This is a genomic window from Sphingorhabdus sp. (assembly GCF_040079335.1).
GTDB lineage: Bacteria > Pseudomonadota > Alphaproteobacteria > Sphingomonadales > Sphingomonadaceae > Sphingorhabdus_B.
In genome coordinates this window covers 31,046-45,511 of record NZ_JBEBKL010000003.1, presented here as the reverse complement: position 1 = coordinate 45,511, position 14,466 = coordinate 31,046, and the positions used below count along the sequence as shown (strand labels likewise).

Genomic DNA, 14,466 nt, shown 5'->3' with positions numbered 1-14,466 from the left:
CAATATAATGAGCGAACGGACCAACCCTATAACCCCACAGGGGTTTGCGAGCTTGCGCGCCGAATATGAGCAATTGTTCGCAGTCGAGCGACCGAAGGTTGTCGAGATCGTCAGTTGGGCCGCAGGCAATGGCGACCGCAGCGAAAATGGCGACTATATCTATGGACGTCAGCGCCTGCGCGAAATCGACCGCAAGCTTGGGCGGTTATCGAAGCAGATGAAATTCGCAAAGGTCATCGACCCGTCCCATCAAGATGACCGTAGCCAGGTGTATTTTGGCTCGACGGTGGTATTGGCCGACGAAGACGACAATCAGCGCAGCGTGACAATCGTCGGCGACGATGAAGCAGATGCGACAGCCGGACGTATCGGCTGGAACTCTCCGCTTGCCAAAGCGTTGCGCGGTGCGCGTTTAGGTGATCTACGAACGGTGCAATTGCCTAGCGGACCCAAGGAATGGGAAATCGTCGGGATTAGCTATCCGGACTGATCAATTGCTTAATCAATAGTGCGAGACGATCAGGCTCTTCCATCGGAATGAAGTGTGACACCTCGTTCCAATGAATGTCAGTCGCGCCGGAAATTTGCGTTGCCAAGTCTTGGGCAGTCGGACTGATCGAAAAATCCATAGGCCCTGCGCGCTCGGCATTGCGGGCACGCAACACGGTGGTCGGACATTTGATCTCGCCTATCCATCCATAAGGGTTGTTGCGCCACGACCCCATATAGGCAGACGCCTCCAGCGCCGGGGGGCAAGCCAGTTCGAAACCCTCTCCGTTGGCCGCGGGGACAAGACCATGAAGGCAATAATCTGACAGCACGTCCAACCGCCAACGGGCATAGGGTTCGCGATTGGCAAAATGTGCCGTCATCTGCTCGGCACTTTCCCACGCGTTGCGACGGCGCGCCACTGGATGGTCGGAAGGTGATCCAATAAGGTTTTCCGGTTCGACCGCATAGGTTTCCGGCGTCATCATTACCGGATCAACCAGCAGTAAACCGGCGACCTTATCTGGCTCCAGTACAGCCGTGCGAGCAGCCACATAGCCACCCATGCTGTGCCCTATAGCGAAGACAGGCTTATGCAGCTTTTCTTGCGCAAATGCAGCAACATCGTCTGCCGTCACTAGCCAGTCAGACAGCGAATCCGGTCGATAGCTGCGACCATGCCCGCGCAAGTCGAGCGCAATATAGTGCCAATCTTCTGGCAACGCCTTGATCGTCGCATCCCAGCAACGTGCATGAAAACCGGTGGCATGAAGCAGGAGCAGCGTGGGATGCGCGCCTGCGCTGCCCCATTCAAACCAGCACAGTTCACCGCCCGGTGCTGCAAAGTGATGTTCGACCGGCTTGCTCAAGCCTTGGGCGGCTCCACGACGCGGATGTGCAGTTCGCGCAACTGCTTGACCATGGCGGGCGACGGGGCTCCCATCAGCAGGTCTTCTGCTCGCTGGTTCATCGGAAACAACGTTATTTCGCGCAGGTTCTGCACACCGCAGAGCAGCATGACCATACGGTCAACACCAGCCGCCATCCCGCCATGCGGCGGTGCGCCAAACTGGAAAGCACGGTACATGCCGCCAAAGCGTTCCTCGACATCAGCCTGCGTCAGGCCAGTCAGTTCGAACGCCTTGACCATCAGATCGGGATGCTGGTTGCGGATCGAACCCGACGCCAGTTCATAGCCATTGCAGACCATATCATATTGATAGGCCTTGATTGTCAGCGGATCCTGCGTTTCGAGCGCCTCCAGCCCGCCCTGCGGCATCGAGAAGGGGTTGTGCGCAAAGTCGACTTTTTTCTCTTCCTCGCTCCATTCGTAGAAGGGGAAGTCGATAATCCAGCAGAAGCGGAAGGCATCCTTCTCAACAATGTCGAGCTGCTCACCAATGCGGGTGCGCGCGGCACCGGCCAGCTTGGCTGCCTGATCTTCCTTGCCCGCCGCAAAGAATGCGCCGTCATTGGGTCCAAGACCAATCAAATCCCAAAGTGCTGCCATATTGTCTTCGCCGTGATTCTTGGCAATCGGTCCGCCGAAGACACCGTCTTTACGGGTGGCATAGCCAAGACCTGCATGTCCTTCGCCACGCGCCCATTCATTCATATCGTCGAAGAACTTACGGCTCAGGCTTGCTGTTTCCGGCGCAGGAATCAGCCGGACAACGCCGCCTGTGCCAACAATCTTTTCAAACAAACCAAAGCCAGATACGCGGAACTCGTCGGTCACGTCACGAATGATCAGCGGGTTACGTAGGTCAGGTTTGTCGGTGCCATAATCGAGCATCGCTTTTGCATAAGGAATGCGCGGAAATTCACCTGCGGGGGTTACTTTGCGGCCTTCGGCAAAAGTTTCGAATATGCCGGCCATCACCGGCTCCATCGTCTCCCAAACCTCTTCTTGCGTGACGAAGCTCATTTCTAGGTCAAGCTGGTAGAATTCGCCCGGCAGACGGTCGGCGCGCGGGTCTTCATCGCGAAAGCAGGGGGCGATCTGGAAATAGCGGTCGAAACCGGCGACCATCAGCAACTGCTTATATTGTTGCGGTGCTTGCGGAAGCGCGAAAAATTTGCCTGCATGGATGCGGCTGGGCACGAGGAAATCGCGCGCGCCTTCTGGCGAAGACGCGGTAAGGATCGGCGTCGAATATTCGGTGAAACCGATATCTTCCATCCGGCGACGCGTTTCGCGGATGATCTGTGTGCGCTTGACGATATTCGCGTGCAGCGTTTCGCGGCGCAGGTCGAGGAAGCGGTATTTGAGACGAATTTCCTCTGGATATTCCTGCTCGCCTGCCACCGGCAGCGGCAATTCGTCTGCGCGGCTGAGTACGGTTGCAGAGCGGGCGAAAACTTCGATCGCGCCCGTTGGCAGGTTCGCATTGACCGTCGCTTCGCTGCGCGCCTTTACATCGCCGTCGATGGTCACAACGCTTTCAAGGCGCAGGCCCTCGAGTACCGGAAGTGCCGGGCTGTCGCTGTCCGCAACTATCTGGGTCATGCCATAATGGTCGCGCAGGTCGACGAAAAGAACGCCGCCATGGTCGCGCTTGCGGTGCACCCAGCCCGAGAGGCGGACGGTTTCACCGACGTGCGAAGCGCGGAGTTCTGCGCATTTATGGGTACGATAAGCGTGCATTTTTGTTCTTTTTCTTTGGGTTTTCGACAGGAAAATATGAACGCGGCGCTAGACCCTTGCAACGCCCCTTTGTCAAGTTGCGAATGGCTGTTATGGGCGGCCTTGCATGCAGATACATCCACTCATCACCGATAGCAAACAGCTCGCCGATTTTTGCGCCCGTATTTCGAAGTCCGACTTCGTCGCGGTCGATACCGAGTTTATGCGTGAAAACACATATTATCCAGAGCTTTGCCTTGTGCAACTTGCAGATGTGAACGAGGCGGCAGCAGTCGATCCGAAGGCCGAAGGACTCGATCTTACCCCGATGCTGGAGCTTATCTGCAACAATGAGGATGTCTTGAAGGTCTTTCATGCCGGCGGGCAGGATATCGAAATCTTCTTCAACCTGACCGGACGCACCCCGCACCCGCTGTTCGACACACAAATCGCCGCAATGGCTTTAGGGCAAGGCGAGCAGATTGGTTATTCGAACCTCGTCGACCTCTGGCTCGGCATCCAACTCGACAAAGGCGCACGCTTTACCGACTGGTCACGCCGCCCGCTCGATAAACGGCAAATCGATTATGCCATAGGCGACGTCACCCATTTGGCTGACATTTTCCCGAGGATGCTGGAAAAGCTGGTTAAAACCGGTCGTGGCGAATGGCTGAATGACGAGATGGAGCGGCTGGCCGATGCGGACAACTACCGCAACGACCCCGAAACCATCTGGCGGCGCATCAAGATGCAGTCACGCAAGGCCGACGTTCTGGGCCGGTTAAAGGCACTCGGCGCCTGGCGTGAGCGTGAGGCGCAGCGCAAAAATATCCCGCGCGGGCGGATCATGAAAGACGAGACAATCGCCGATATCGCCTCCCACCCGCCCAAGGCACAGGCCGAACTCCCCAAGGTGCGCGGACTTTCCCCGGCATGGCGCGATAACGAAATCGGTGCACGGCTGATGGCGACGCTCGCCGATGCGCAGCCTCTGTCCAAAGACGAAATGCCTGACCGGAACCATAATGGAACCGGTGGCGGCAAAGAGGGCGCGCTGGTTGCAGATCTGCTTAAACTGCTGCTCAAAATTCGTTCACGCGAAATCAATGTCGCCTCGCGTCTAATCACCCGTAGCGAAGAGCTCGAGAGGCTGGCAGCGGGAGACCGCGAAGGCCTCGAACTGCTCAAGGGCTGGCGCTATGAACAATTCGGGCATGATGCGCTCGATCTGGTTGAAGGGCGGCTGGCATTCGCGGTGGTGAATGGCAAATTGAAGATGACCAGAACGGAGACAGTCGAGGCATGAAACGAAATCTGGCAATGGCATTGGCACTACCGCTGGCTCTTGTTTCACTATCGGGTTGCATTCCAGCGACCGAAAATGCCGAGGCTGGGCAGATTCCACCCGAACAGGCGGGTTCGTGCGATGCCGCAGGTCTCGAACAGTCGGTTGGCAAAACACTAAACAGCGAATTTGAGGCGAAACTGAAAAGCGATGCCAAGGCATCGGTCGTCCGCGTCGCGCCACACAACGGCGCGATCACGATGGACTATAGCCCGGTCCGCCTGAATATTTTCATCGACGAAGCGCGAAAAATCATCCGCATCAATTGCGGTTAGGCGGGCATCAGCCGCCGAACGAGCGGCAACGTAATCGCTGAGCCTTCGGCCAGCGCCAGCGCATTGGCCTTTTTGGCAAAATCCTCGACGGCTACATGGCTTCGTTCGATCCGGCGCACGACAAAGGCCAACGCCTCGGGGCCGATGGACGTGCCGCGGTCGCGCAGGAATTTGAGTAGCAATTGTTCGGCTAGCTCATCATCGAGTTCGCGAATTTCAAGCAATTGCGCGGCCCCCAAACGCGACCGCAGGTCAGGAAGCTCGATATCCCATTCTCCTGGAGCCCTTCCCGAAACGAGTAGCAGCGCTTCACCCATATTTTTGGCCGCATTCCATTGATGAAACAGGTCTTCGGCAGACAACCGGTCGGCATCATCGATCACTCTGCCACCCTGAACCGCAAAATAGCGCGCCATCAGGCTTTTGCCCGAGCGTGCAGGGCCAAGCAGCAAGGCACAATGGCCAGGCCAATTCGCGCTGTTACCCAAAGCTGCAAAGGCGACCGCATTCGAAGGCGTGACGATTAGGCAATCGTCGGTCCGTTCCGGATTGAGTTCGTCAAAGGGTAGCGCGATCTGTTTCATGCTGGCTTGGCCGCGCCCGGGCGACCTCTCAATCTTATCGGAAACCGCGCGCCTGCAGCGCCGCATTCAGCGCTGCCGGATCACCTTGGAAGGTTACCCGCATTACCGATGTTCCGCCCAATGCCAGACTGGTCGTCGAAACCGAACGAACACCGGGAATACCCCGCAGCGATGCTTCAGCCTTGTCGACAGCTTCGGGGGTAGGTGTGCTGACCTGAACATTGACGGTCACCTGCTGTGCTGGAGTTGCCGGATTCGGGCGATCGCCCTGCTCGCCTTCAGCACGACCGGAGACCGAATCAACCGCAGCCGCCAGGGGATCCTTTTCCTCTTCGGCGGCAACTTCGGCCTCTTCTTCCAATTCTTCCAGATCCTCTTCATCGATCTCTTCGAGCAGCAGCGACGCTTCGGCGCGCAGTCGACCGGCAGCAAAGGCCTGCTGCAGAAGCTCATCGGTCTTGCGCGCGCCTTCGGCCATCATCGCCGGGATGCCCTCGGAATTTTGCGCACGCAGGGTGAAACTGCCCAGAAAGCGGTTTTCCGGGCCGTAGCGCGCCGCAAATTTGCCGATCACAGGGCCGCCAGGATATTGCCGTTCCAGTCGCACAATTGGATAGATCACGTCTGCAGCGCCGAACTGGTCAAGAATCACGCGCCACCAGGTGCGACTGCGTCGGTCCATCTGGCCCGCATTGAGCAGAAGCGATTCGCCGCCGCCGCCGAAGGGCCTGACATAGTCGATCAGGCTATCCGAGGTGCGGAACTTGGCCCAGGCTGCCTGCCAAGGCGTCTGGCGCTCGAAAACATAAGGCGACCCGTTGCTGTACATCACTGGAATCACGAGCAGCGGTGCCGATTTGCGGCCGACACCCTTCACGCCAAGCAACTGCCCTGCACGCGCGCGATCAAAGGATACGCCCAGCTTTGCAATATAGCGTCGCGGGCCGATCTGTTCTTCCTCGACGATTATGGCAGAAACGATGCCATCGAGTGTCGAATCCGACAACGACGAGCCCGAACCGCCATGGGTTTTGGCCCATAACATGCTCCATGCCTTGCGCTGCGCCTCTTCCCATCCGGCACGACGCGCCTCTTCGGCATTTTTGCCGGTCGCGTTGACCACAACGCCGGTCACTTCGAAGTCACCATTGCTAGCGATTGGCGGGATTCCGCGCTTCGGCCCCTCAATCTGCGCATGCACGAGCACGCCGCTGCCGACCAATAGCGGCACCGCGAGCGCATATTTCCACAGAGACTTTGAAATGCGGACCCTCATTGCGCGCCTTTTGGCGACTTATGATTGGAAATCCAAGGGGGAAGTCGCTAGCGGCGGTAAAATGAGCGACAATGAGTCTTACACTTACGCCAAGGCGGGCGTCTCGATCGAAACCGGCAATGCCTTGGTGCGCGCAATTGCACCGCTTGCAAAGGCCACCCGGCGCGCCGGTGCGGATGCCGATCTGGGCGGATTTGGCGGTTTTTTTGACCTGAAAGCAGCAGGGTTCAATGATCCGTTGCTGGTTGCGGCCAATGATGGCGTGGGAACCAAGCTCAAACTCGCGATCGAAACCGGCAAGCATGACGGTGTCGGCATCGATCTCGTTGCGATGTGCGCCAATGATCTGATCGTGCAGGGTGCCGAACCGCTTTTCTTCCTCGATTATTATGCGACCGGAAAGCTCGACAATGACATCGCCACAGCCGTAGTCGCGAGCATTGCGGAGGGCTGTAAACAGGCAGGCTGCGCGCTGATCGGCGGCGAAACCGCAGAGATGCCGGGCATGTATTCCGTAGGCGACTACGACCTTGCCGGTTTCTGCGTTGGCGCGGTCGAGCGCGATCAGGTGCTGACTGCGGACAAAGTCGCTGAGGGCGATGTCATCCTCGGGCTTGCCTCTTCGGGCGTGCATTCGAACGGCTTTTCGCTGGTGCGCCGTTTGGCTGCAGACAAGGGCTGGAAACTTGATCGCCCTGCCCTGTTCGATATCGACACGCTGCTGATTGACGCACTGATGGCGCCGACCCGCATCTATGTGAAATCTCTGCTGCCGCTTGTCCGCACCGGCAAAGTGCATGCGATGGCACACATCACCGGTGGCGGGCTGCTGGAAAACATCCCGCGCGTGATGCCCGATGGCCTGCACGCGCATGTCGATGCCGATGCATGGGCCCAGCCACGGCTGATGGCGTTTCTGCAGGCACAGGGCAATATCGAGCCCGAGGAAATGGCGCGCACCTTCAACTGCGGCGTTGGTATGGCGGTTGTGGTCGCTGAACCAGATGTCGCTGATGCTATTGCTGCGCTCGAAGCAGCCGGTGAAACTGTGCATCGCATCGGCCATATCGCCAAGGGTGAGAAAGGCTGCACCGTTTCGGGTTCACTGGAAACATGGAGCGCCAAGGCCCACTGGAGTGCGACGCATCATGGCTAAGGCCCGCGTCGCCGTGCTGATTTCGGGGACCGGAACCAACATGGCGGCCCTGCTCTATGCAGCCAAAGCGGCGGAATGCCCTTATGAGATTGTGCTGGTCGCCAGCAACAATCCTGATGCCGCAGGGCTAAAACTCGCCGAGGCGGAGGGTATCGCGACGTTCGCCCATCCGCATAAAGGGCTTAGCCGCGAGGCGCATGACGGCATCATGCACGACGCGCTGGTCGCGGCGAAAACCGAATTTGTCGCGCTCGCAGGCTATATGCGCATCCTGACACCTGAATTTGTGAGCCAATGGGAAGGCCGGATGCTCAACATCCACCCCAGCCTGCTACCCAAATATAAAGGGCTGCACACGCATGAGCGCGCGATCGAGGCGGGCGATAGCCACGGTGGGTGTAGTGTGCATCTCGTCACTGCCGAACTTGATGACGGACCAATCCTACAGCAGACTCCGGTAGCAATCCTGCCCGGCGACACTGCAGACAGCCTCGCCGCACGTGTGCTGATTGCCGAGCATCAGCTCTATTCACGGGTGCTAGCGCAATGGGTGGCGCGCGAAAACACGCCCGAATATTGGCTCAATCGCGTCCGCGAACATGCGCTGGCGCAAGCTGAGGCTGACGAGGTGGCAAGCCACGGCATGCCTTGTTTCGGCATCATCGGCGGCAAGAAATTCGCCTATTTCTCGCACGACCACCATGGCGACGGGCGCACCGCTTTGCTTGTCAAGATCAGCGGCGCTGAAGAACAGGCTATGCTGATCGAGCAGGACGAAGCCCGCTATTTCCGCCCAGCCTATTTTGGCGACGGCTGGGTCGGCATCAGGCTCGATCTAGGCGACAATGACTGGGACCATATTGGCCAATGGATCGCCAAAAGCTGGCGCGCGGTGGCGTCTAAAAAGCTGGTCAAGCTGTTGGATATTGCAGACGAGTTCTAAAGCTCGCTCTCGTCCACCAACGGCCTGCTCTCCCGCGTCGCCTTGTAGCGCGCGTCAGGTTCGGTTTCGCCGGGCGAAATGACGACATAATCGTCATGCACTTCGAGCAGCGTACCGACAAAGGGAAAGTCAGCAAGGCTGCCGGTGACGCGGTAGCTCACTGTGTCGCCGACCTTGAAGGTCGGCGGATCAAAATTGAACTGAAAGGGGCAGTCTTCGCCCTCACCCATTCCCAGCATGCATATCTCCTCTTTGCAATTGGCATAACGCGTGTTGCGGCGGGTGCAACAAAAAGGGCCGCCCGATTGCGCGGACGGCCCTTTTCAAATTGCTTGATTGGTGGATCAGCCGACGATTTCTTCCGGCTTGAAAAAATAGGCGATTTCGATCGCGGCGTTTTCTTCGCTGTCGCTACCGTGGACGGTGTTTTCACCGATCGAAAGCGCATGGGTCTTGCGGATCGTGCCTTCAGCGGCTTCGGCGGGGTTGGTGGCGCCCATGATGTCGCGGTTGCGGGTGACGGCGTCTTCGCCTTCCAATACCTGCACGACAACGGGTTCGCTCATCATGAACTCTACCAACTCACCGAAGAAGGGGCGTTCCTTGTGGACCGCATAAAAGCCTTCGGCCTGTTCCTTGGTCATGTGGATGCGCTTTGAAGCAACGACGCGCAGGCCGGCTTCTTCCAGCATTTTGGTGACGGCGCCGGTTAGGTTGCGACGGGTGGCGTCAGGCTTGATGATCGAAAAGGTGCGGGTAACCGCCATGGGAGAACTCCATTTGCTGGGGGATTGAGATTGCGCGCGCCTCTAACCGCACGGGGCAGTGAAAGCAAGTAGCAGCTGCGGAGGCTATTTGGTCTCAATCACCAACATGATTTGAGTTTTCCCTTCGCCGCCAGGAGTGGCTGTTGCGACAAGCTTCTCTCCTGTTTCATTTTCGGCAGAGAAACTAGCCATGCTGCCCATGATCGACTCTTGCACCTTGGAAGTCATCCCGCGCTTTGCCGCTTCGGCCTTGTAGAATGCGGTTACCTTGTCGGGCGCGTCGGATGTGGTCATGGTCACCATCGCCCCGCCTTTGCCATCCGGGCGGTTGCCCGAGATGTTTGCCGTAACCGCGGCGCCTGGATAAGCCGGAATTCCCAAAGGGAGGTCCTTTGCAGCTGCAGCCCCAGTGGAGAATGTGGCGGTGGTGCCATCTTCGGCTTTGATCGTTGCTTCGCTTTGGCCGTTTTTGGTCACTTCGACCGATTTACCGTCAGAGGTAGTAACCGTAGTGGTTGGCTCTGAGCCGCATGAAGCCAGCGCGGCGGTCGCAAATAGCAGGGCAAGTTTCTTCATCATATTCTCCCGAAATGGCTGCGACCCCATATGCGTTTAGAATATCGCTGAAATTTTGAAGCTCAAGGCCCTTGCCGCCATTTACCGCCATCCTGTTTCCAGTAACGCCGCTCGACATCGGGCTTGTCCGCCAGCGCACGCCAAGCAGACCGAGCATTGTCGGTCTTGGCTGGGGGAAACAGGTAAAAGGCGCGGTCAAAGCCGAGCGCTTGATCGCGCCACTCGCCATCGGCAAGTGCAATCATCCGCGCACTGTTGGTAGCGACTAGTTCCCCCGCCAGCAAGACGGGTTGCAGACTGTCGTCACCCTCGCCCGCTTTTTCATGGGCGATGAAGCTTTCTGGCCTTGCGCTCCAAAGCGAAGCCGAGACTCTGCCGAGTTGGGCTTCGTCGTCACTGACCACAAGCAACCTCCCGCCATCGTCCAGAATTTTCTGGGCAATGGCGGAAATGACCTGTTCCGCAGGATCACGGGTCAATTGGTAGAAATCGACCTGCATCGGCCTTTTCGATTAGGCTTCGTAATTATCGGCGACAAAACGGTCGAGCAGCTTCACACCATAGCCGGTTGCGCCCTTAGCCCAGGTCGGGCCATCCTTGTCGCCCCAAGCCATGCCCGCGATGTCGAGGTGGGCCCATTTGACGCCATCCTGGATGAAGCGCAGCAGGAATTGGGCTGCGGTGATCGAACCGGCATCGCGCGGGCCGACATTTTTGATGTCGGCAATCGGGCTGTCGATCAGTTTGTCATAGGCGGGGCCCACCGGCAGACGCCACAATTTGTCGCCCGTCGCTTTGCCTGCCGCCAGCAGCTTGTCCGAAAGTTCATCGCTGTTCGAAAACAAGCCTGCATGTTCCTTGCCCAGCGAGATGATGATCGCACCGGTAAGCGTAGCCAAGTCGATGATGGTGTCCGGCTTGAACTTTTCCTGCGCATAATGAAGTGCATCGCACAGCACTAAACGACCTTCGGCATCGGTGTTGATCACCTCGATCGTCTGGCCCGACATGCTGGTGACAACATCGCCCGGGCGTTGTGCGTTGCCATCGGGCATATTCTCGACGAGCCCGCAGATGCCAACGACATGCGCCTTGGCCTTACGACCTGCCAGCGCCTTCATGGCACCCGCAACCGCGCCTGCGCCGCCCATATCCCACTTCATGTCTTCCATGCCCGCAGCGGGCTTGATCGAGATACCGCCGGTATCAAAGGTCACGCCCTTGCCCACGAACACCACCGGCTTTTCCTGTTTGCCGCCAGTGCCATCCCATTTCATCACCAGCATACGCGCCGGACGGACCGAACCCTGTGCAACGCCCAGCAGCGCGCCCATGCCGAGCTTCGCCATTTCCTTGTCATCAAGAACGTCGATTTCGACACCCAGCGCCTGCAGATGCTGGCAACGTTCGACGAAGCTTTCGGGGTAGATGATATTGGCCGGTTCGCTGACCAACTCCTTGGTCAGCGCGACACCATCGGCAATCGCCGCATAGCTGGCCCACAACGCTTCCGCTGCGGCGGGCGCGCCGACCACGGTCAACCCGGTAATTGTCGGCTTCGACGTTTCGGGCAGCTTGGTGCGGTATTTGTCGATGCGCCAGTTGCGCAGCGTTGCACCATAAGCCACCTCGGCCGCCGCCTTTGCATCAAGATTGGCAGCGTGCAGCGCGATGGTCTTGGCGCCGCAAGTCTGCACCTTGGCGAGCAGATCGCCACCTGCGCGAGGATAATCCGCTGCGTCACCATCGGCAACGGCGATCAGCGCTATGCGGATCGTGCGTCCGCCTTCCTGCGCGAAATAAAGGAAGCTTTGCCCAGCATTGCCTTCAAAACGGGCGAGTTTGGCCGTTTCCCTCGCCGCATCGGCATTTTCGAGCGGGAAGATGAAGCTTTCCCAAGAACTCTTTGGAATGACAAAGCCGATTACATCGGTATCGGCGGGACGGTCGGCGGCAAAACTTACCTGCATCTGGAAACTGCCTTTCAGCGATTATTGTGTGATGGTCGCGGAATACGGTCCGCATTCGATCTGGTGAACGCTATAAGCAAACATTCAGGCCGGATTAAAGCAAAAGATGGTTGCGGTGACCAAGGCTTAACGTCCATGAGCTATGAAATTGGCTGAATGCGGCACTGGACCCTGCCGGAATGCAGCGATAAAGGACCCGAACAGATCCATGGCCATCCTTTCTTCCAGACTTGCCAGCCCAACCGGTGCATTGTGCGCTTCGCTGTTGCTTGTCCTGGGCCTGGAAAGCACAGCGTCGGCTCAGGAAACACCGACAGCCGAAAGCAAAGCCACCGATGAAATTGCCTTTTCCGCAGACAAGCTCGACTATGAATTTGCAACCGACACCGTAAAAGCCAGTGGAAATGTAATCGCGCGGCGTGAAGGCTATACTTTGCGTGCCGATGCGATTTCGTGGGATCGACGGTCGGGCAAGGTGATGGCATCGGGCAATATCCGATCGGTCGGCCCCGAAGGCGATACTGCCTATGGCGATTCGATTGAAGTCACCGAATCCCTTCGCGACGGGATCATAGAAAATATGCTGCTTGTCCTGAAAGATGGCAGCCGACTTGCAGCCAACAAAGGCACCCGCGTTGATGGCAAGATGACGCTTGAAGGTGCCGCCTATACGCCCTGCGCGGTCGAGGGCCCCGACGGCTGCCCCAAGGATCCCAGCTGGCAGGTCAAGGCGGTCAAGGTCGTTTATGATCCGGTCAAGAAACGCGTCAAATATGAAGGGGCACGGATCGAGCTTTTTGGCTTGCCTGTTATCCCCCTACCCGGCCTCTCACATCCTGCAGAGACAGCCGCGGGCAGCGGATTTCTGGTCCCCAATTTGCGCTTTTCCCGCAACAACGGTGTCGAAATCGAACAGGGCTATTACTGGCGCCTGTCCGAAAACCGCGATCTGCTGCTGTCGGCCCATATCTTCAGCGATGTCGCTCCCATGGCGCAGGCGCGGTACCGCGCATGGGAAGACAAAGGTGCTTTCCAGATCACCGGCTATGCAACCTATAGTCAGAAAGTCTCGACATCGGGCACCGGCGCGATCGGAAAGGATGTGTTCCGCGGCTATATCGATGGTGCTGGCAAGTTCCAGTTCACGCCGAACTGGTCGGCATCGGCCTCGGTGCGCCTTGCCACAGACCGGACCTTCCTGCGCCGTTATGACATCAGCCGAGACGACCGGCTGCGGAATAATATCAACGTCGAGCGGATCGACGAAAACAGCTATTTTGCCTTCAACGGCTGGGGTGTGCAGACACTCCGCACCGGCGACCGGCAGGCTTTACAGCCCATAGCATTGCCAGAAATCGACTACCGCTTGCGCCTTACCGACCCGGTGCTGGGCGGCAAGGTACAACTGCAGGCCAACAGCCTACTGATCGGCCGCACGTCGGGACAAGATACACGCCGCGCCTTTGCTTCGGGCCGATGGGATCTGCGCACGCTGACCGGCCTTGGACAAGAAGTGAACTTCACTGTGCTTGGTCGCGGTGATGTCTATCACAGCGACGAAAACCTGACGACGATAACGCCCAGCTATCGCGGAGAAAGCGGCTGGCAGGGGCGCGGCAGTGCGGCGGCGGCGGTCGATATGCGCTGGCCATTCGTTGGCGAAGCCTTTGGCGGCACCCAGATCGTAACGCCGCGTGTGCAACTGGTTAGTGCTTACACCTCGTCCAACCTCAAAATGCCCAATGAAGATGCGCGGGCTGTTGATTTGGAGGACAGCAACCTTTTCGCGCTCAATCGTTTCGCAGGCTATGACCGGATCGAGGACAATGTCCGCCTGACCTACGGTTTGGACTGGTCGATCAAGGGTAAGGAATCGAGCTTCGATTTCAATATCGGCCAAAGCTATCGCTTGTCCAACAAGACCGCAATTTTCCCGGACGGAACCGGGCTTTCGGGCAAGGTCTCCGATATTGTCGGTCGCAGCGAGTTCCGTTTTCGTGACATGGTAAAGCTGACCCATCGCTTCCGGCTGGATAAGGACAGTTTCGCTATTCGGCGCAACGAACTTGACGCGACGATCGGAACGCGCGGCACTTATGTGCAAGCCGGATATCTGCGCCTGAACCGCGATATCGGTGCAAATATCGAAGACCTCGCCGATCGTGAAGAAATCCGCCTCGCAGGGCGCGTGCGGCTCGCCCGATACTGGTCGTTGTTCGGATCGACGATCATCGACCTGACCGACCAGAACGAAGACCCATTCTCGATTTCTGACGGCTATGAACCGATACGCCACCGGCTCGGCGTGGCTTATGACGATGATTGCCTCTCGATTGCGGTCACCTGGCGCCGCGACTATCAGCCAACAGGTGACGCCCGCCAAGGCAACACATTCCTGTTCAGGCTGGAATTTAAAAATCTGGGCGTCTAAGGAAGTCCACCACGGGGGTATTTGGCTT

At 58.0% G+C, this 14,466-nt stretch carries 15 protein-coding genes; 6 read left to right on the top strand and 9 right to left on the bottom strand.

Features of this window, described 5'->3' with window-relative positions:
* The first annotated feature begins 7 nt into the window (after positions 1-7).
* Complete coding sequence (gene greB / locus ABL922_RS01735; RefSeq protein ID WP_349022484.1) at positions 8-490, top strand: transcription elongation factor GreB; 483 nt, start codon at positions 8-10, stop codon at positions 488-490.
* On the opposite strand, the gene ABL922_RS01730 is transcribed toward greB, so the two are convergent.
* Positions 474-1,358 carry an alpha/beta hydrolase gene (locus ABL922_RS01730; RefSeq protein WP_349022483.1) on the bottom strand — a complete coding sequence of 295 codons (885 nt, stop codon included), beginning with the start codon at positions 1,356-1,358 and terminating at the stop codon, positions 474-476. The genes greB and ABL922_RS01730 overlap by 17 nt on opposite strands.
* On the bottom strand, positions 1,355-3,136 hold the full coding sequence (gene aspS / locus ABL922_RS01725) for an aspartate--tRNA ligase (RefSeq protein ID WP_349022482.1): 1,782 nt from the start codon (positions 3,134-3,136) through the stop codon (positions 1,355-1,357). Before aspS ends, ABL922_RS01730 begins: the two co-directional genes overlap by 4 nt.
* 106 nt (positions 3,137-3,242) lie before the next feature.
* On the opposite strand from aspS, the gene rnd reads away from it, so the two are divergent.
* Together rnd and ABL922_RS01715 are read left to right on the top strand one after the other, a co-directional pair.
* Positions 3,243-4,421 carry a ribonuclease D gene (gene rnd / locus ABL922_RS01720; protein WP_349022481.1) on the top strand — a complete coding sequence of 393 codons (1,179 nt, stop codon included), beginning with the start codon at positions 3,243-3,245 and terminating at the stop codon, positions 4,419-4,421.
* Positions 4,418-4,735: an I78 family peptidase inhibitor gene (locus tag ABL922_RS01715; RefSeq protein WP_349022480.1), complete on the top strand. Its 318-nt coding sequence runs from the start codon at positions 4,418-4,420 to the stop codon at positions 4,733-4,735. Before rnd ends, ABL922_RS01715 begins: the two co-directional genes overlap by 4 nt.
* On the opposite strand, the gene ABL922_RS01710 is transcribed toward ABL922_RS01715, so the two are convergent.
* Entirely contained in the window at positions 4,732-5,319 is a 588-nt protein-coding gene (locus ABL922_RS01710) for a DnaA/Hda family protein (protein WP_349022479.1), read from the bottom strand. The genes ABL922_RS01715 and ABL922_RS01710 overlap by 4 nt on opposite strands.
* Positions 5,320-5,353: 34 nt before the next feature.
* Positions 5,354-6,595, bottom strand: a complete 1,242-nt coding sequence (locus ABL922_RS01705) for a heavy-metal-associated domain-containing protein (protein ID WP_349022478.1) — start codon at positions 6,593-6,595, stop codon at positions 5,354-5,356.
* Between the two features lie 61 nt (positions 6,596-6,656).
* On the opposite strand from ABL922_RS01705, the gene purM reads away from it, so the two are divergent.
* The gene (purM, locus tag ABL922_RS01700; RefSeq protein WP_349022477.1) at positions 6,657-7,751 is read left to right on the top strand and encodes a phosphoribosylformylglycinamidine cyclo-ligase; all 1,095 of its coding nucleotides are present in this window, start codon (positions 6,657-6,659) and stop codon (positions 7,749-7,751) included.
* Positions 7,744-8,694, top strand: a complete 951-nt coding sequence (purN, locus tag ABL922_RS01695; protein WP_349022476.1) for a phosphoribosylglycinamide formyltransferase — start codon at positions 7,744-7,746, stop codon at positions 8,692-8,694. Before purM ends, purN begins: the two co-directional genes overlap by 8 nt.
* On the opposite strand, the gene ABL922_RS01690 is transcribed toward purN, so the two are convergent.
* From ABL922_RS01690 to ABL922_RS01670, 5 genes are all read right to left on the bottom strand, one after another.
* Positions 8,691-8,933: a hypothetical protein gene (locus ABL922_RS01690; protein WP_349022475.1), complete on the bottom strand. Its 243-nt coding sequence runs from the start codon at positions 8,931-8,933 to the stop codon at positions 8,691-8,693. The genes purN and ABL922_RS01690 overlap by 4 nt on opposite strands.
* Before the next feature lie 105 nt (positions 8,934-9,038).
* Positions 9,039-9,461, bottom strand: coding sequence for a nucleoside-diphosphate kinase (gene ndk / locus ABL922_RS01685; RefSeq protein WP_349022474.1), 423 nt, complete (start codon positions 9,459-9,461; stop codon positions 9,039-9,041).
* 84 nt (positions 9,462-9,545) lie between these two features.
* Positions 9,546-10,040 carry a hypothetical protein gene (locus tag ABL922_RS01680; protein WP_349022473.1) on the bottom strand — a complete coding sequence of 165 codons (495 nt, stop codon included), beginning with the start codon at positions 10,038-10,040 and terminating at the stop codon, positions 9,546-9,548.
* A 59-nt stretch (positions 10,041-10,099) separates the two neighbouring features.
* A complete protein-coding gene (locus tag ABL922_RS01675; protein WP_349022472.1) occupies positions 10,100-10,537 on the bottom strand; it encodes a DNA polymerase III subunit chi in 438 nt (145 codons plus the stop codon).
* 12 nt (positions 10,538-10,549) lie between these two features.
* Entirely contained in the window at positions 10,550-12,007 is a 1,458-nt protein-coding gene (locus tag ABL922_RS01670) for a leucyl aminopeptidase (protein ID WP_349022471.1), read from the bottom strand.
* 208 nt (positions 12,008-12,215) lie between these two features.
* Here ABL922_RS01670 and lptD point away from each other — a divergent pair, with 208 nt between their 5' ends.
* On the top strand, positions 12,216-14,438 hold the full coding sequence (gene lptD, locus ABL922_RS01665; protein ID WP_349022470.1) for an LPS assembly protein LptD: 2,223 nt from the start codon (positions 12,216-12,218) through the stop codon (positions 14,436-14,438).
* Positions 14,439-14,466: the final 28 nt, after the last annotated feature.